The organism is Nonomuraea sp. 3-1Str, from assembly GCF_031570565.1.
GTDB lineage: Bacteria > Actinomycetota > Actinomycetes > Streptosporangiales > Streptosporangiaceae > Nonomuraea.
In genome coordinates this window covers 181,529-198,502 of the sequence record NZ_JALHBK010000006.1, presented here as the reverse complement: position 1 = coordinate 198,502, position 16,974 = coordinate 181,529, and the positions used below count along the sequence as shown (strand labels likewise).

The 16,974-nt window shown below is 71.5% G+C and carries 19 protein-coding genes; 6 read left to right on the top strand and 13 right to left on the bottom strand.

What is annotated here, in order from left to right; translation table 11 throughout:
• The first annotated feature begins 205 nt into the window (after positions 1-205).
• A complete protein-coding gene (locus MTP10_RS13010) occupies positions 206-703 on the top strand; it encodes a GNAT family N-acetyltransferase (RefSeq protein WP_310709381.1) in 498 nt (165 codons plus the stop codon).
• Between the two features lie 157 nt (positions 704-860).
• Here the strand turns inward: MTP10_RS13010 and MTP10_RS13005 are convergent, their stop codons facing one another.
• A complete protein-coding gene (locus MTP10_RS13005; RefSeq protein WP_310709380.1) occupies positions 861-1,196 on the bottom strand; it encodes a hypothetical protein in 336 nt (111 codons plus the stop codon).
• 244 nt (positions 1,197-1,440) lie between these two features.
• On the bottom strand, positions 1,441-3,246 hold the full coding sequence (recQ, locus tag MTP10_RS13000; RefSeq protein WP_310709379.1) for a DNA helicase RecQ: 1,806 nt from the start codon (positions 3,244-3,246) through the stop codon (positions 1,441-1,443).
• Positions 3,247-3,350: 104 nt separating this feature from the next.
• On the opposite strand from recQ, the gene MTP10_RS12995 reads away from it, so the two are divergent.
• The 3 genes from MTP10_RS12995 (at position 3,351) to MTP10_RS12985 (ending at position 4,765) form a co-directional block, all read left to right on the top strand.
• On the top strand, positions 3,351-4,151 hold the full coding sequence (locus MTP10_RS12995) for an SDR family oxidoreductase (protein WP_310709378.1): 801 nt from the start codon (positions 3,351-3,353) through the stop codon (positions 4,149-4,151).
• Positions 4,152-4,179: 28 nt separating this feature from the next.
• Positions 4,180-4,425, top strand: a complete 246-nt coding sequence (locus MTP10_RS12990) for a type B 50S ribosomal protein L31 (RefSeq protein ID WP_310709377.1) — start codon at positions 4,180-4,182, stop codon at positions 4,423-4,425.
• Positions 4,426-4,525: 100 nt separating this feature from the next.
• Positions 4,526-4,765 carry a DUF3040 domain-containing protein gene (locus MTP10_RS12985; protein ID WP_310709376.1) on the top strand — a complete coding sequence of 80 codons (240 nt, stop codon included), beginning with the start codon at positions 4,526-4,528 and terminating at the stop codon, positions 4,763-4,765.
• An 83-nt stretch (positions 4,766-4,848) separates the two neighbouring features.
• Here the strand turns inward: MTP10_RS12985 and MTP10_RS12980 are convergent, their stop codons facing one another.
• The 3 genes from MTP10_RS12980 to MTP10_RS12970 form a co-directional block, all read right to left on the bottom strand.
• Positions 4,849-5,094: a DUF6343 family protein gene (locus tag MTP10_RS12980; protein WP_310709375.1), complete on the bottom strand. Its 246-nt coding sequence runs from the start codon at positions 5,092-5,094 to the stop codon at positions 4,849-4,851.
• A gap of 34 nt (positions 5,095-5,128) precedes the next feature.
• The gene (locus MTP10_RS12975) at positions 5,129-5,833 is read right to left on the bottom strand and encodes a maleylpyruvate isomerase family mycothiol-dependent enzyme (protein WP_310709374.1); all 705 of its coding nucleotides are present in this window, start codon (positions 5,831-5,833) and stop codon (positions 5,129-5,131) included.
• A 135-nt stretch (positions 5,834-5,968) separates the two neighbouring features.
• Complete coding sequence (locus MTP10_RS12970) at positions 5,969-6,691, bottom strand: hypothetical protein (protein ID WP_310709373.1); 723 nt, start codon at positions 6,689-6,691, stop codon at positions 5,969-5,971.
• A gap of 185 nt (positions 6,692-6,876) precedes the next feature.
• On the opposite strand from MTP10_RS12970, the gene MTP10_RS12965 reads away from it, so the two are divergent.
• Positions 6,877-7,749, top strand: a complete 873-nt coding sequence (locus MTP10_RS12965; protein ID WP_310709372.1) for a sugar kinase — start codon at positions 6,877-6,879, stop codon at positions 7,747-7,749.
• Between the two features lie 4 nt (positions 7,750-7,753).
• Here the strand turns inward: MTP10_RS12965 and MTP10_RS12960 are convergent, their stop codons facing one another.
• From MTP10_RS12960 to MTP10_RS12950, 3 genes are all read right to left on the bottom strand, one after another.
• On the bottom strand, positions 7,754-8,623 hold the full coding sequence (locus MTP10_RS12960; protein ID WP_310709371.1) for an oxidoreductase: 870 nt from the start codon (positions 8,621-8,623) through the stop codon (positions 7,754-7,756).
• A 49-nt stretch (positions 8,624-8,672) separates the two neighbouring features.
• Positions 8,673-10,031: a N,N-dimethylformamidase beta subunit family domain-containing protein gene (locus tag MTP10_RS12955; RefSeq protein WP_310709370.1), complete on the bottom strand. Its 1,359-nt coding sequence runs from the start codon at positions 10,029-10,031 to the stop codon at positions 8,673-8,675.
• Positions 10,032-10,138: 107 nt separating this feature from the next.
• Positions 10,139-10,975, bottom strand: coding sequence for a hypothetical protein (locus MTP10_RS12950; protein ID WP_310709369.1), 837 nt, complete (start codon positions 10,973-10,975; stop codon positions 10,139-10,141).
• Between the two features lie 133 nt (positions 10,976-11,108).
• On the opposite strand from MTP10_RS12950, the gene MTP10_RS12945 reads away from it, so the two are divergent.
• Entirely contained in the window at positions 11,109-11,468 is a 360-nt protein-coding gene (locus tag MTP10_RS12945) for a DUF1622 domain-containing protein (RefSeq protein WP_310709368.1), read from the top strand.
• A 2-nt stretch (positions 11,469-11,470) separates the two neighbouring features.
• On the opposite strand, the gene MTP10_RS12940 is transcribed toward MTP10_RS12945, so the two are convergent.
• The 5 genes from MTP10_RS12940 to MTP10_RS12920 are packed head-to-tail and all read right to left on the bottom strand — an operon-like array spanning position 11,471 to position 16,908.
• Positions 11,471-12,466, bottom strand: a complete 996-nt coding sequence (locus MTP10_RS12940) for a LacI family DNA-binding transcriptional regulator (RefSeq protein WP_310709367.1) — start codon at positions 12,464-12,466, stop codon at positions 11,471-11,473.
• 35 nt (positions 12,467-12,501) lie between these two features.
• A complete protein-coding gene (locus MTP10_RS12935; protein ID WP_310709366.1) occupies positions 12,502-13,872 on the bottom strand; it encodes a GH1 family beta-glucosidase in 1,371 nt (456 codons plus the stop codon).
• Positions 13,869-14,672 (bottom strand): carbohydrate ABC transporter permease, encoded by an 804-nt coding sequence (locus MTP10_RS12930; RefSeq protein WP_310709365.1) that lies wholly within the window; start codon positions 14,670-14,672, stop codon positions 13,869-13,871. The genes MTP10_RS12935 and MTP10_RS12930 overlap by 4 nt, the downstream gene beginning before the upstream one ends.
• Complete coding sequence (locus MTP10_RS12925; RefSeq protein ID WP_310709364.1) at positions 14,669-15,628, bottom strand: sugar ABC transporter permease; 960 nt, start codon at positions 15,626-15,628, stop codon at positions 14,669-14,671. Before MTP10_RS12925 ends, MTP10_RS12930 begins: the two co-directional genes overlap by 4 nt.
• Entirely contained in the window at positions 15,625-16,908 is a 1,284-nt protein-coding gene (locus tag MTP10_RS12920; RefSeq protein WP_310709363.1) for an extracellular solute-binding protein, read from the bottom strand. The genes MTP10_RS12925 and MTP10_RS12920 overlap by 4 nt, the downstream gene beginning before the upstream one ends.
• Between the last annotated feature and the right edge of the window lie 66 nt (positions 16,909-16,974).

Here is a 16,974-nt window from a genome sequence, read left to right as displayed (position 1 = left end):
TGGTGCCAATTCCCGTGATTGTCGGCGGTAATTCCGTCGCGGTGCCGAATGGTTCCACGGATGGATGCTCTTGAGGGGACCTCGTGAGGCCGGGGGAGGGAGTCGATCGGGAAGCGGTGCGGATCACCACCGTCTGGGATGTGACCGCTGGAGGTGCCGTGGTGCAGGGATCAGGAGGCGGCTGCCTGCTCGGTAGGCTGCCGCCATGACATGGTTGCCCGCTGATTTCGTCCATCCCACCCATGTCGAGCTCCCGGGTGGCGGCTGTCACCTACGCCCGATCACCGGCGCGGACACCGACCTGGACTACCCCGCCGTGATGGGTTCGCAGGCACGGCTCTGGTCGATCTACGGTGAGGCGTACGGCTGGCCCACGGCCGACATGACCTACGAGGATGACCTGAAGGACCTCGAGCGGCATGCGAGAGAGATCGAGGCGCACGAGTCCTTCAACTACGCGCTGTTCGACGACGCGGAGACCGCACTCCTCGGCTGCGTCTACATCGACCCGCCGGAGCGCCAGGACGCCGACGCCGAGGTGTCCTGGTGGGTGGTGGACGATCGCGTCGGCACCGACCTGGAACGCGCGATGGACGCGCTGGTCCCGCAGTGGATCGCGGAGTCCTGGCCGTTCGAGCGCCCGCGCTTCATCGGACGCGACCTGTCGTGGAAGGAATGGCTGGCCCTCCCCAAGCTCGCCTGAACCCGCCTGGCGCGTACCCGTAGGGACTGTGAATCACGGGTCCCTTGGGCTGGGGTGGACCGGACTCGGACTCTGGACAAGCCCGGTCCTCCAGCTCAAAGGCCCTTTTCTCGGGTAGGTGGCTGTGCTGGCCACGGCTCCCGGTGAGAGCGCGAGGCTAGTCCTGCAGCTCGTCGGCGTTGTCGTTCTCGTACAGTGCGGCGCCGTCCGCGTCGTCGAATGCGGCGGCGTTGTCGGTCTCGGTCTGGATGTTCTCCCACCAGTACGGGCGCCAGCCGATCGCGGGGTTCTTGCACCTTTCCGAGGAGTAAAACCCGGACACCACTTCGTCGTTGACGGAGTACACCCAGGTGGACGTGGTGCGTGAGGACGCGCTGCACTCGATCCCGATGCCGTCGTCCCCATGTGTGGCGGCGGCGGCCGGACCCGCCACCGCTCCGGCCAGTGCGAAGGCGGCGATCAACGGCCCGCCGGCGGCGATGAGGCTTCTCATGGTTCCCCCTGTTACCACGAAGTGACGATGCGTGATCACTGTATGTAGCGGCCGAAAGGGTTGCCGAGAGCGCCACGCCGATTGTCCGGCTAATGTGGCAGTGAAGCTGACCGCCCGATTTTGGGTGGCAGCGCGGTGGCGACGACCGTTCTTCGTGGGGCCGTCGCCACCGCCTCGCGCGACTGGCTGTGCTTCGGACCGTCACCGTCCGTGCCCAGGTCCTTCCAGAAGCGCCGGCCTCCGGTCAGGAGGCCAAGGTTTCCAGGACCTGTTCGCCGTATTTGGCGAGTTTGTTCTCGCCGACCCCGCTGACCGTGCCGAGCTCCGCCAGCGAGGACGGCCCCAGGGTGGCGATCTCGCGCAGGGTGGCGTCGTGGAAGATGACGTAGGCCGGGACGCCCTGCTCCTTGGCCGTGGCGGCGCGCCAGGCACGGAGGCGTTCGAAGACCGGGGCCGCCTCCGGCGGCAGCTCCACCACCGGACGCGAGGAGCCGCCGCCGGAGGTTCTGGAGCGGGCGGGGCGCTGGGCGTCGCGGCGCAGGTGGACCTCGCGCCGGCCGCGCAGCACGTCGGCGCTGGCGTCGGTGAGCACCAGCGTGCCGTGGGCCGGCTCCACGGCCAGCAGCCCCTGCGCCAGCAGCTGGCGCACCACTCCGTGCCACTCGGTGTTGCCCAGCTCGGCCCCCACGCCGAACACCGTCAGCGAGTCGTGGCCGTGCTGCAGCACCTTGGCCGTCTTCTTGCCGAGCAGGATGTCGACGATCTGCCCCACCCCGAACCTCTGCCGTCGCTCCCGGTCCAGCCGCAGGACCGTGGACAGCACCTTCTGGGCGGGGACCGTGGCGTCCCAGGACTCCGGCGGGGCCTGGCAGGTGTCGCAGTTGCCGCAGGGCTCGTCGAGGCGCTGGCCGAAGTAGTCGAGGAGCATGGCGCGGCGGCAGCCGGCGGTCTCGCACAGGGCCAGCATCGCGTCGAGGTGGAGGACCTGGCGCCGCCGGTGCGCCTCGTCGCCCTCCAGCGCCAGCCGCCGGTGCTGGACGACGTCCTGCAGGCCGTAGGCCATCCAGGCGGTGGCGGGCAGGCCGTCGCGCCCGGCGCGGCCGGTCTCCTGGTAGTAGCCCTCGACGGACTTGGGCAGGTCGAGGTGGGCGACGAACCGCACGTCGGGCTTGTCGATGCCCATGCCGAACGCGATCGTGGCCACCACGATGAGCCCGTCCTCCCGCAGGAAGCGGGCCTGGTGGGCGGCGCGGGTGGGGGCGTCGAGGCCCGCGTGGTACGGCACGGCGGGGATGCCGTTGTCGGCCAGGAACTCGGCGGTCTTCTCCACCGAGGAGCGCGACAGGCAGTAGACGATGCCCGCGTCGCCCGGGTGCTCGGCGCGCAGGAACTCCAGCAGTTGCCGCTTCGGCTCGCTCTTGGCCGTGATGCGGTACTGGATGTTGGGGCGGTCGAACCCGGCCACGAAGTGCCTGGCCTGGTCGAGGCCCAGCCGGGAGGAGATCTCGGCGTGCGTGGCCGGGGTGGCGGTCGCGGTCAGCGCGATGCGCGGCACGTCGGGCCAGCGCTCGTGCAGCCCGGACAGCGCGAGATAGTCGGGCCGGAAGTCGTGGCCCCACTGGGACACGCAGTGCGCCTCGTCGATGGCGAACAGCGAGATGTCGCCCTTGCCCAGCAGTCGCAGGGTGGAGTCGGTCCGCAGCCGCTCGGGCGCGAGGTAGAGCAGGTCGAGCTCGCCGGCCAGGAACGCGGCTTCGACCGCCTGCCGCTCGTCGAAGCCCTGCGTCGAGTTGAGGAACCCCGCGCGCACGCCGAGCGCTCTCAGCGCGTCGACCTGGTCCTGCATGAGCGCGATCAGCGGCGAGATCACCACGCCGACCCCGGGCCGCACGAGCGCCGGGATCTGGTAGCACAGCGACTTGCCGCCGCCGGTCGGCATGAGGACGAGCGCGTCGCCGCCCTTCACGACGTGCTCGATGATCTCCTGCTGGCCTTCGCGGAAGGAGTCGTAGCCGAACACCCGGTTGAGGACGTCGATGGGGGTATCCATGCGGCTACCTTACGTGTTCGCCGAGCCTCCGGCGCCGTGTTCGCCCACGGCGATCCTAGGCGAATCCTGTGATGACCCGGTGGGAGCGGGAAAGCCTGGGGATCATGAGTGTTTCGTATGTGGTGACCGGTGGAGGGCGTGGCATCGGCAGGGCGGTCGTGGAGCGGCTGCTCCGCTCCGGCGGACCGGGCGTGAAGGTGAGTGTGGTGGCCGTCGAGCGCGACGCCGAGGCCCTCGCCTGGGCGGGCGGCGGAGTGGTCCCCGTCGTCGGCGACGCCTCCGACGAGGCCGTCGTCGAGCGGGCGGCCGACCTGGCCCAGGAGGCCGGCGCGCTCGCCGGCTGGGTGAACAACGCCGCCGTCTTCCGTGACGCCTCCGTCCACACCTCGTCCACCGCCGAGATCCGCGCGCTGATCGCGGCCAACCTGGATCTGGCCGTCACCGGCTGCGCCGTCGCCGTGCGCCGCTTCCTGGCCGCCGGTACGGCCGGCGCCATCGTCAACGTCACCTCCCACCAGGCCCGGCGGGCGGTCCCCGGGAGCCTGCCGTACTCCACGGCCAAGGCCGCCATCGAGGGGCTGACCAGGGCGCTCGCCGTCGAGTACGGCAAGCGTGGCATCCGGGTCAACGCCGTCGCGCCCGGGTCGGTGGCGACGGAGAGGTACGAGGAGTTCCTCGCCTCGCTCGGGCCCGAGGGGGCGGCCGGCATCGAAGAGGAGATGGCGCGGTTGCACCCGCTCGGCAGGGTGGCCTCGCCGGCCGAGATCGCCGCCGCCGTGGCGTACCTGCTGGGGGAGGACTCGGGGTTCGTCAGCGGCGTGACGCTGCCCGTGGACGGCGGCCGGTCGGTGCTCGGGCTCGACCCCGAAGGGCAGGACCGAGACCCGGCCACAGTTTGGGAATGAAAACCGTTGTCATCGGGTTGGAGGGGGCATGAAGAAGAACCTGCACCCGTCGTACCGCCCCGTCGTCTTCCGCGACCCGAGCGCGGGGGTCGCCTTCCTCACCCGGTCCACCGTGACCAGCGCGAAGACCGTCGAGTGGGAGGACGGCCGCACGTACCCGGTCGTCGACGTGGACGTCTCCTCCGCGAGCCACCCCTTCTACACCGGGCGCGGGCGGATCGTCGACAGCGCCGGACGCGTCGAGCGTTTCCAGCAGCGGTACGGCAAGCGCTGACTCGAACACACTGACGAATCGCCTTCGGACAGACCGGGTCGCATGCCCCCATTACCAGTGGGTACAAAGCCTTCACCGGCGTGGGAGCAGGGTGATCGCGATGAGTCTCTCAGGAAAGGAACGCCGCATCCTCGCGGAAATCGAGTACGCCCTGGCCTTGGAGGACCCGGACCTGGCCAGGCGCGTCGCGGCGATCAACAGCATCGAATCAGGCGGCGAAGGGTACATGCGGCCGTACGGGGATCGGGCGCGGGTCTGGGTGACACGGCACGTATGGCTCATCGTGGGGTCCGTGGTGCTCGTGGTGGCGCTGCTCACCCTGGCCGTACTCCTCGCCTGACCGCCCGTCCGGCACTCCTGGGCCTCGTGGGCCCAGGAGGCGGCAGCGCCCCGCCAGACCCACGGGGCGGCCACAGGAAGGGCTCAGCGGCCCGGCGATCGACGGTGCCGCTTCAGGACCACGAGGTCGATCGCCGCGATGACCGCCACCGCGGCGGCGATCGCCGCCTCCCAGACCCACACCTCCTCGCCCGTCCGCATCGCGCGGACGGCGAAGAACACGGCCGCCGCGATGCCGATCACCAGCGCCACCCTGGACAGTCCCCGCCGGGCTCCCAGCGGGCTGCGCGCGTTCGCCGGCTCGTACCCCGCGCGGTCACGCAACCACATCGTTCCTCCCCCTTCCCCCCGGGAGATCGCCTGGTCAGGCCAGGCAGCGCAGCTTCGCGGCGAGCCGCGGGTCGAGCCCGTGCCCGGCCGGCAGCCGTCCCACGGTCGCGTGCACGAACTCGGGGTACGACAGCGTCGCGCTCACCCCGTCGGCGTGCGCCCAGATCTGGTCCGCCGTCTGCTCCACCTGGACGTCCGCGCTCTGCTCCGCCAGCGCGAACCGGCCCACCGCCACCCGCCACAGCGTCCGGCCGTCGGCCTCCTCCTCGGAGACGGGCGCCCCGACGTCGTCGGCGTGCGTGGCGTACTCCGAGTCGTAGTGGAACGTCTGCAGCCCCACCGGGTACGGCCCGGCCATGGTGTCGATCAGGTGCTCGGCTCCCAGCTCGCGCATGCGCCGCCGGGTGTCGCCGTTCTGCTCGCGCCACTCCGCCAGGACGTCCCGTACGGGCGTCGACCGGCGCTGCCGTACGGACCACTCGTTGAAGTCGTGGAAACCGTTCACCCCCTCGCGGGCGAGGCGGGTCAGCAGGCTCTGGACATTGCCGTCGAGGCAGGCGTGGTTGTACAGCTCCTCGCCCGCCAGATGCCCCAGGACGTCCCTGACCGACCACCCCTCGCACTGCGACGGCCGCTCCCACGCCTCGTCGTCCAGCCCCGAGAAGAACCGGTCGAGCCTGGCCGCCTCGGCGTCGAAGATGGCGAACGGATCGAACTCTTTCAGCAGGTCCTCAGCCATATTCCGACGCTACCCGCAGGACGCCGCCTCTCACGGCCACCCCCTGTGGGGGCCCGGGAAACACGGGAGCCCGGCCCCAACGAAGGGGCCGGGCTCCCGCTCAGACGTGCTCAGCGGTCGTGAGGACCGGTCGTGCTAGCGGCGCCAGGTGTACACGCGGACGTAGTCCGTGCGGCTGGTGCTGCCGTCGAGCTCGTCGTTACCGTCGTACACGGCCTTGAACGTGCCGCTCTTCCAGGCGCGCGTCGTGGCGGTGAACTTGCCGCCCCACTTGGTGGTGCCGGAGGCGACCCACTTCCAGCCGCTGGAGCCGTTGGCGCGGTAGTAGACGTTCACCTTCTCGCCGCGGACGCCCTCCCAGCCGTCGTCATCCACCTGGAGACGGCCGGAGAACCAGATCGACTTGCCCTTGCGAACCTTGTACGGGTCGGCGCTGAAGCGGGAGACCCGCGTCTCGGCCTTGCCCTCTTCGATCTCGACGCTGAAGACGGCCTCGTCGGTCGCGACGACCTTGCCGTCCTTGAACGCCTGGGCGGTGGCGCGCCACTTGCCCTCGGCGTCGTCGGAGTTGAACGGGACGCTGAAGCGCCACGACTCGATCTGCTTGGCCTCCTGGGCGCGCAGCGTGCGCACGCCGAGGGGCGAGACGCTCAGCTTGACGTTGTCCACGTCGCTGCTGGCGTCGACCTTGAAGAACGCCTCCGTCTCGCCGCCGTCCTTGACGACGACCGGGTTGGGCGTGATGTCCCTGATGTCGATGGTGGCGGCCTTGGTCTTCGCCATGGCGGCGCTGCCACCCGACACGAGCATGGCCCCACCGACGAGGGTGGAGACGATACCTACAGCGATCTTTCTCATGAGGGTGCTGATTCCTCTCCCCGTATCGCTGGAGTCGGCCCGGGAAGCCGACTCGCTTTACTACTTAGAGCCACTGTATGGGGAAAAGGTTGTCTAAAGTTCGTGCAAAAATTTGATCACAGGCGCTACCAGGGCAATCACCCGAAAATCCTTTTCGGATAGGCAGACCGGCTACAGTCTCGCCCATGACGGACGTCTACACCCTGGGCGAGGCGCTGGGAGTCGTCTCCAGCGGCCGGGTCCGCCACGAGACAGAGGCCCGGCTCGACGTCTGCGGGCCGGAGTTCACGCTGGCCATCGCCCTGGCCAGGCTCGGCCACCGGGCGTGCTTCCTCGGCAAGGACGGTGGGGACGAGCTGGGGGCGAGAGTCCTCACGGTGCTCAGGGGTGAGGGCGTCGACGTGGCCGACGTACGGGTCAGCGAGGGCGTCCGCACCGGGATGCTCCTCAGGGAGTCGCGCGTGGGCCGGGAGCCACTGGTGACGCACTACCGGGTGGGTTCCGCCGGCTCGGCCCTCACGCCGGGGAACGTGCCGATCGACCGGATCGCCGCCTCCAAGATGCTGCACGTCACCGGACTGACGGCGGGGCTCGGCCGGGACGCGCTCGAAGCGGTCCGCGCCGCCGTGAGCGCCGCGCGCACCGCCGAGGTGGTGATCTCGTTCGCCGTCCACTACGTCCCGGAGCTGTGGCCCTCGGTGCGGGAGGCGGAGGAGGTGCTGAGCGAGCTGGCCTGCGAGTCGCATCTGCTGTTCCTCGCCCAGGACGAGCTGGACCTGGTCAAGCCCGCGCTCACGCCCGAGCGCGAGGTCGTGGTGGACCGGGGCATGAAGGGCGCCAGCGTGCGGGCCCACCGGATGCGGTACGACGCGGCGGGGCTCCAGGTGCCGATCGTGGACCCGGCGGGCTCGGGCGACGCGTTCGTGGCCGGGTACATCAGCGCGGCGCTGGAGGGGCTGACGCCGCAGGAGCGGCTGCACCGCGGCACGGTGCTGAGCGCCGCGGCCGTGAGCAGCGCCAGCGACTGGCAGGGCCTCCCCACCCGCGCGGACCTCTAGGCGGTCACCCCGGCCGCCCCGCGAGCTCCGCGAGATCGTCCGCGCCGAGCTTCAGCGCGCCGGCGGCCACGTTCTCCTCCAGGTGCTCCAGCGAGCCGGTCCCGGGGATCGGCAGGACGTTCGGGGACCGGGCCAGCAGCCAGGCCAGCGCCACCTGCGGCACGGTCGCGCGGTGGCGGGCCGCGACGGCGTCCAGGCGCTCCGCCGTGATCGGCTGGAAACCGCCGACCGGGAAGAAGGGGACGTAGGCGATGCCCGCCTCGGCGCAGGCGTCGACGAGCGGGTCGTCGTCGCGCTGGGACAGGTTGTAGAGATTCTGGACGCAGGCGATGGGCGCGATCGCGCGAGCCTCGGCCAGCTCGGCGGCGGTGACGTTGGAGACGCCGAGGTGGCGGATCAGGCCCTCCTCACGCAGCGCGAGCAGCGTCTCCAGAGGCGCGGCGAGCGGGGTCCCGGACCGGTCGAGGTCGCCCATCCGCAGGTTGACCACGTCCAGGCGGTCCACGCCGAGCGAGCGCAGGTTCGCCTCGACGCCGCGGCGCAGACCGTCGGGGGTGAGACCGTTCTTGCGCTCCGCCGGAAGCGCGATGTCGGAGCCCTCGACCAGCGCCCCCACCTTGGTCACGATCACCAGGTCGTCCGGGTAGGGGTGCAGCGCCTCCCGGATCAGCTCGTTGGCCGCCACCCCGTCGCGCGCGTAGTAGTGCGAGGTGTCGATGTGGTTCACCCCGAGCTCCACGGCGCGGCGCAGGACGGCCAGGGCGGTCTCCCTGCCGGGCCGCTCGCCCCTCGGCCAGCCGGTCAGCTTCATCGCGCCGTACCCGATCCTCGCGACGCTCAGATCGCCGCCCAGCGCCCATCGTTCGGTGGTCACGATCACAGAGCCTAGGGCTTCCCGTGGTGCGGCCGGCCGGGTCGCGGCGTCAAGGGCGGTTCACGGGGCCCTGGGCGAACCGGGTCAGCAGGTTGCGGGTCGCGCGGCGGGTGAAGACCGCGGCGGCGTCGGTCACGCCGTGCCCGCACCGCCGGCCCCGCATCGCGCACACCCAGCGCATCGTCCCCGACGCGAACACCCTCGCCCCGCTGGGCGCGACGTAGTACGTGCTGGTGCTGACGGTGGACCGGCCGCCGCAGTTCACCGGCGACTCCGCCAGCACCTGGACGTCACGTGGTGACCCCGTCCCCACCCGGTCGGTCTCCACCCCGGTCATCCCCGGGAAACGGGTGCCGTGGGTGCCCTCGTAGATCCAGTGGTCCGGCCGGGTCACCACGTAGGCGGCCTCGGCCGGGAAGCAGTCGTACATCTGCCCGACCAGCGCGCTCTCCGGCTTCGACGCCCGCCACAGCGTGCAGGTGCTCTCCTTGTCGCAGGCCACCGTCCGGTCGTTCAGCCCGATCCGCCAGTAGACGGCGTTCGCCCCCAGGAAGGCCAGGTTGGTGCCCTGGTCGCGGGCGCGGGTGACGGCGGCCCGCATGCCGGGCGACCAGTACTCGTCGTGCCCCATCGACACCACGGCCCGCGCCCCGTCCAGCACCCCGGGCCGCAGGTCCAGGCTGGTGAGGTAGGCCAGCGGCACGCCGCTCCGCTCGGCCACCTCGATGGCGTCCAGCTCGAAGGCGAGGAACAGCCTGGCCCCCGTGGTGTCGTAGGGGCGGTCGAAGGTCACCTCGCGGGACCGGTCGGCGAACCCGCCGGGCCCCAGGTAGAGGCTGCGTCCACCCCAGAAGTTGTACGCCTGCCAGGTGGTGACGGCGTTCAGCAGCACGACCCGGCCGCGGGTGGAGGCCGAGCGCACGGTGATGGGGACGTAGCGCTGGCCGCCCGTGGAGGCGTCGAGGCGCAGCAGGTAGGCGCCCTCCCGCCAGCCCGTGGTGTCGACGGTGAGGGAGGGCTTCCAGTGCGCGGCCGTCACCGTGCCCTCGACGGTCCGCGCCGGCGGCTGCCGTCGCCCGGGGACCCGCTCCGAGCGCCACACCTCCTCCGCCTGGGCGCCCATCCGGAACGCCCGCGCGGTGAAGCGCGGCGCGGTGGTGGAGACGTGCAGCCGGAACCGCTCGCCGGGCAGCACGCTGGTGTGGTCGGCGTACCCCTCGATCTCGTGCTCGCCGCCCCGATGGGTGATGCGCCACTTCGCCGGCCGGCCCGGCGGCGCGGCGCTCGGCCGGGCGGGCGGCGCCGTCTGCGCCAGGGGCGGGGACGGGGCCGGGCGGCCTGGAGGGGAGGAGCTGCATCCGGTGAGCAGCAGGGCGAGGACGCCGAGGAGAGCGAGGGTTCTACGCACGGCTCCATGGTCATGGCGGCGGGTTCCGCGAGCACGGAGGCGCGGGCGGGCGGGGCAGGCTTGGCGGACCGCTGACGCCTACGTTGCCCGTAACGGGTGGCGGCCGGTCACGCGCGGTCGCGGGCCGGGGCTCCGGCCGGGCGGGGGCGGCGGGCCAGCAGGCCGCCGAGACCGGCCCCCATGATCAGCACCGACCCGCCCAGGACGAGGGCCCGCCCGTCCGGCCCCGCCTCCCCGCCGCCGCCCGTGTCCGCGCCCGCCTTGGGGACGGCGGACGATCTTTTGCGCGTGCTCTCCGGCTCGGAGGTCCCATCGGTTTCGGAGGAGGTCTCGGAGGAGGAAGCGTCCGCGGACGAGCTCTCCGAGGAGGAGACGTCGGACGAGGGGGAGGTGTCCGGGTCCGTGCCGGTGCCTGCGGCGACCGTCAGGGTGTACGCCGACAGCGCCCCGGGGGTGCGTACCTCGCACTCGATCAGGGGATCGTTCTCCATCGTCCCGATGTTGATGGCGCCGGGCCGGACGGCGCCGGTGCCCGCGTTCCGCGCCGTGGTCGTCATCTCGACGGAGGCCGGCAGGGGGATGGCCTGACCGGGGGTGATGGCGCCCAGTGGGGCGGTCCCGGTGGCGGAGGTGAGCTGCGGCAGGCCCGAGATCCCGGCGTGCGCGTAGAGGCTCACCCCCGCGGACAACCCGCTGCTCGGCGCCTTCAGCTCCGCGCCCGCCTCGTACTCGGCGCGCCAGCCGATGGAGAACGGCTGCCCCACCACGGCCGAGGCCGGCATGGTCAGCGTCACCCGGACGCGCACCGTCTGGGCCGGTACGGACTCGCCGGAGCAGGAGTACTCGACCACCTCCGCGCTCGCTCCCGCCGCGGGCGGCGAGCCGAGCGGCAGGAGGGCCGCCGCCAGCGCCACCGCCGAGGCGGCGAGGCGGATGCGAGCCATGGACCCAAGCACCGGCATGACGCTCCCAACGGCCGCGGTTCGACTGGGACCCCAGCATTCCACTCGTTGATCACGGGCAGATTGAGATCCGCGAGGGGACGGATGGGCATGAACAGGGCGAGGAGGCGGTCGCGTGAGGCACGTCATCGAGGTCATCGGCGAGCTCATGGACTTCGCCGGCGTGCTCGTCATCGCCGTGGGCACGCTCGTCGCGAGCGTGGCCTTCGGCCTGAGGTACGTCCGGACGCGTGAGGTGACCGGCCTCTACCCGGTGTTCCGGCAGGGGGTGGGCCGGGCGATCCTGCTCGGCCTGGAGCTGCTGGTGGCGGCCGACATCATCAGGACCGTGGCCGTCTCGCCCACGTTCCAGAGCGTGGGCGTGCTGGCCGTCATCGTGGCGGTGCGGACGTTCCTCAGCTTCTCGCTCCAGGTGGAGCTGGAGGGCCGGCTGCCCTGGCAGCGGGCCGTGCCGCCGAGCGAGCCGTCCCGCTGAGGTCAGGCGGACTCGCGCACCACCAGCTCCGTGGGCAGGATGACCGGGTCGGCCGGTTCGCCCTCGAACAGCCCGAGCAGCAGCCGCACCATCGCCGTCGCCTGCTCCACCACCGGGTGGCGGACCGTCGTCAGCGGTGGCTCGGTGTACTGGGCGGCCTCGATGTCGTCGAAGCCCACCACCGCCACGTCGTCCGGCACCCTGCGGCCGGCCTGCCGCAGCGACTGGAGCGCGCCCACCGCCATCAGGTCGTTGGCCACGAACACCGCGTCGAGGCCCGGGTCGTCGCGGAGGAGCTGGCGCATCGCCACCGCGCCCGACTCGCGCGTGAAGTCGCCCACCGCGACGATCGAGCGGCGGTCGGAGTCGCGCAGCACGGTGCGGTAGCCGCTCAGCCGGTCCTGGCCGCCGATCATGTCCTGCGGGCCGGCGATCGTGGCGATCCGCCGCCGCCCGAGGCCCACCAGGTGGCGGACCGCCAGCTCGGCCCCGCCCACGTTGTCGTTGTCCACGTACGGGATGTCGACGGGCACCGCGGGCCGGCCGTACGAGACGACCGGGACGCGCAGCCGGGACAGCGCGGCCGGGAGCGGGTCGGCGCCGTGCATGGAGATGAGCATGACCCCGTCCACGTGGCCGCCCGTGATGTACCGCTCGACCCGCGCGTGGCTGCTGGCCGAGGAGGCCAGCATGAGCACGACCTGCTTGTTGACCGTCTCCAGCTCGACGCTCGCCGAGCGGATCACCGTCGAGAACAGCGGATCCTCGGAGAACACCCGGGTCGGCGGCTCCGACACGACGAGCGCCACCGAGTCGGTGCGCTGGGTGACGAGGCTGCGCGCGGCCGGGTTGGGCACGTAGCCCAGCTCGTCGATCGCGTGCAGCACGGCGTCGCGGATGTGCGCCGCCACGGTCGTCTGCCCGTTGACGACCCGGGAGGCGGTGGCCCGGGAGACCCCGGCACGGGCGGCGACCGCCTCCAGGGTCGGACGCCTCATGTCTGCGCCGGCGAGAGGGTGAGCACGGGCAAAATCTACAGCCCGTTCCTGACGATCACGTCCCTGAACCACAGCGCGCTGTCCTTCGGGGTACGGGCCTGCGTGGCGTAGTCGACGTGGACGATGCCGAACCGGCGGCGGTAGCCCTCGGCCCACTCGAAGTTGTCCAGCAGCGACCACACGAGGTAGCCGCGCAGGTCGGCGCCCGCCTCGATGGCGCGGTGCGCCTCGCGCAGGTGCCCGTCGAGGTAGGAGACCCGGTCGGCGTCGTGGACCCGGCCGTCCACGACGACGTCCTCGAAGGCCGCGCCGTTCTCGGTCACCATGAGGGGCGTGCCCGGATAGTCCCGTGACAGCCGCAGGAGCAGCCGCGACAGGCCGTCCGGCACGATGGGCCAGCCCATGGCCGTGGCCGGGGCGTCGGCGCCCCGGAAGCCGACGTCCTCCGTGCCCGGCCAGGCGGCGTCGGCCGGCTCGCCGGGGCTGGCCTCCACCACGCAGGGGTTGTAGTAGTTCACGCCGATCTGGTCGATCGGCGCGGAGATCAGCTCCAGGTCGCCGTCCAGGATGTGGCCGGTGCCACCGTTGCGCCGCGCCGCCTCCAGCACCGCCTCCGGGTAGCGGCCGTGGACGGCGGGGTCGAGGAACTGCCCGGTCAGCAGGGCGTGGACGCGCTCCACCGCCGCCGCGTCCGCCTCCCCGGGCACCGCGGACGGGTCGCCGACCTGGGCGGGGGTGAGCACGGGCGCCGAGTTGACGACGAGCATGAGGCTCTCCGCCCCCAGCTCCCGCAGCCGGGCTGCCGCCAGGCCGTGGCCGAGCATCAGGTGGTGCGCGGCGCGCATCGCCGCCGCCGGGTCGCGGCGGCCGGGCGCGTGCACGCCGTTGCCGTAGCCGAGGTACGCCGCGACCCACGGCTCGTTGAGCGTGGTCCAGTGGCGGACCCGGTCGCCCAGCCGGGCGTGCACGGCCTCGGCGTACCCGGCGAAGCGGTACGCGGTGTCGCGGGCCGTCCAGCCGCCGCGGTCCTCCAGCGCCTGGGGCAGGTCCCAGTGGTAGAGCGTGGCGTATGGCGTGACGCCGGCGGCCAGCAGCTCGTCCACGAGCCGGTCGTAGAAGGCGAGGCCCCGGGAGTTGGCGGGGCCCGTGCCGTCCGGCTGGACGCGGGGCCAGGCCACGGAGAACCGGTAGGCGGCCAGCCGCAGCTCCCGCATGAGCGCGACGTCGTCGGCGTAGCGGTGGTAGTGGTCGCAGGCGACGTCGCCGGTGTCGCCGCCGGCCACGTTGCCGGGGGCGTGGGAGAAGGCGTCCCAGATCGACTGGCCGCGCCCGTCCTCCTTGACCGCCCCCTCGATCTGGTACGAGGCCGTGGCGGCACCCCAGACGAAACCTTCCGGAAAAATCATCCTTTGACTGCTCCTTGCATGATTCCGCCGATGATCTGCCTGCCGAACAGGGCGAAGATCAGGACGAGGGGGAGGGTGCCGACCGCCGTGCCGGCCAGGCCGAGCACGTAGTCGTTGACGTAGCCGCTGGCCAGCGTGGACAGGGCCACCTGCACGGTCGGGTTGTCCGGGGTGAGCACGACCAGCGGCCAGAAGTAGTCGTTCCAGGCCGACATGAACGTCAGCATGCCGAGCACCGCCGCCGCGGGCCGCGCGACCGGCAGCACGACGTGCCAGAACAGTCCCCATGTCGTGCACCCGTCCACCCGCCCCGCCTCCAGCAGCTCGCCCGGCAGGGCGCGCGACAGGAACTGGGTCATGAAGAACACCCCGAAGGCGTTGACCAGCGCGGGCACCACCAGCGCGTACATGGTGCCGGTCCACTCCAGCTTCACCATGAGCAGGTAGAGCGGGATGATGCCGAGCTGCGCCGGGACGGTCATGGTGGCGACCGTGACGAGCAGCAGGGCGTTGCGTCCGCGGAAGCGGAGCTTGGCGAACGCGAACCCGGCCAGCGTGGACAGGAACATGACCGCGACCGAGATCGACCCCGCGACCAGCACCGAGTTGACCAGGGCCAGGCCGAACGGCACGGTGTCGAAGACGCGGGCGACGTTGGCGAAGAAGTTGCCGCCCGGCCAGAGCGGCGGCGGCACCTGGGCCAGCGCCGAGTTGTGCCGGGAGGCCACCACCACGCTGTAGTAGAGCGGGAAGGCGGAGAAGAAGACGACCGCGATCAGGGTGAGGTAGCGCAGCCTCATGCCACACCGCCCTTCAGCCGGCGCGTGAGCAGGTAGTTGACCCCGGCGACCAGCACGACGGCGAGGAACATGAGCCAGGACGCCGCCGCCGCGTAGCCGAAGTCGAACTTGGTGAAGCCCTGCTCGTAGACGAACAGCGCCAGCGTCTGGTACTGCCGGTCGGGCCCGCCGCTCGCCCCGACGCCCCCGGCGCCGCTGCTCGCGCTGAACAGCAGCGGCTCGGCGATGATCTGCACGGCGCCGATCGTGGAGACCACGACCACGAAGACGATCGTCGGCCGGATCATGGGGATCGTGATCCTGCGGAGCTGGGTGAACCCGCCGGCGCCGTCGAGGGTCGCCGCCTCGTACAGCTCGCGGGGGACGGCCTGCATGGCGGCCAGGAAGATCAGCGCGTTGTAGCCCGTCCAGCGCCACATGATCATCGTGGACAGGGCGACGTGCGAGGTGGCCGTGCCCGCCGCCCAGTCGACCGCGCCGGCGCCGAACCAGGACAGCACCCAGTTGATCAGCCCGAAGTCCCGGCCGAAGAGCTGGCTGAAGATGACCACGACGGCCACCACGCTGGTGACGTTCGGCAGCAGTAGCGACACCCGGAACAGCGTCTGGAAGCGCAGCGGCCGGTTGAGCAGGTGCGCGAGCCAGATCGCCAGGACGAGCTGCGGCACCGTGGACAGGACGCCGATGGACAGCGTGTTGGCCACGGCGTTCCAGAAGTAGCCGTCGGCGAGCAGCGTGCCGTAGTTGGCGGCGCCCACGAACGCGTGCTCGTCCGACAGCAGCGTCCAGTCGTGCAGGCTCACCCAGGCGGTGTAGGCCAGCGGGAACAGCCCGAAGGCGCAGAAGAGCAGCAGGAACGGCGCGACGTAGGCGTACGGCGACACCCTCACGTCGAGGGTGTGCCGCACGCCCCGCCGGTGCCGCCGCCGGGCCACGGCGAGGGGGAGAGAGCTCATTTGATCTTCTTGACGTCCTCGAGGACCTGCGCCCACGCCTGGTCGGGAGTCTGCTTGCCCTGCTCGACCCGGCCGAGCCCGTCACCGATGACGACGCGGACCTCGGCCTCCTTGGGCCCGAGGTGCTGCGGTTTGAGCGCCTTGGCGGCCTCGGAGTAGATCTTGCCGATGGGGGCGTCGCCGAAGAACGGCTTGGTGAAGCTCTGGATCGACGGGTCGTCGTACAGGGCGGGGATCGACGGGAACGTGCCCTCCTCCTTGAAGACCTTGGCCTGGTTCTCCTTGGAGGTGAGGAAGTCGATCAGCTCCGCCGCCTCCTTCGGGTGCTTGCTCTGCTTGGGGATCATCAGGTGGGAGCCGCCGCTGTTGCCGGAGCCGCCCGGCACGGTCGCGATGTCCCACTTGCCCGTCGCGTCCTTGGCCTGCTCCTGGATGAAGCCGGTCATCCAGGCGGGGCAGATGATCGTGGCGAACGAGCCCTTGGCGAAGCCGGTGTTCCACGGCGGCGAGAAGGCGGCCAGCTTGGCGGTCAGCTTGTCGGAGGTGAGCTGGTTGGACAGGTCCCACGCCTGCTTCACGGCCGGGTTGGAGCCCACGATGATCGTGTCCTGGTCGTCGTACAGGCCGGTCGGCGCCTGGTTGACCATGGCGCGGAAGATCTCGCCGGGGCTGTCGACGAACTTGGCGCCGGCCACGTTCGCGGCGGCGAACTTCCGGCCGGTCTCGATGTACTTCTCCCAGGTCGGCCAGAGCGCCGCCACCTCGGCCCGGTCGGTGGGCAGGCCGGCCTTGGCGAACAGGTCCTTGCGGTAGCACATGGCCAGGCCGCCCACGTCGGTGCCGAGGCCGAGGAGCTGGCCGCCCTGCTTGCTCAGCCCCTGCTGCCACTTCCAGTCGAGGTACTCGCCCTGCCGCTTGTCCAGGCCGTACTGCTTGAGGTCCTGGAACTTGGCGGGCTGGGCGGTGAACGTGCTGATGTAGCCGACCTCGACGGCCTCGATGTCGTCCGCGCCGGCGTTGGTGGCCAGGCGCTTGACCAGGTTGTTGTGGTGGTCGTTGAACTGGGTGACGTTCTCGGTGATCTCGATGTTCGGGTGGGTCTTCTTGTACTCCTCGTAGAGCGGCTTGAAGCCGAAGTCGCCGAACAGGCCGATGCTGAGCTTGACCTTCTCGCCGGGCTTGGCGGCGGTCCCGTCGCTGTCACCTCCGCCGCCGCACGCCGTGGCCAGGAGGGACGCGGCGAGCAGGGGGACGGCGAGGCGCTGGAGACGAGGGGGCATGGGACCCTCCTGGGTCGGAGCGGGGGGTGTCGGTCGATGCGAGAGAGCGCTCTCTCGACAGAGTCG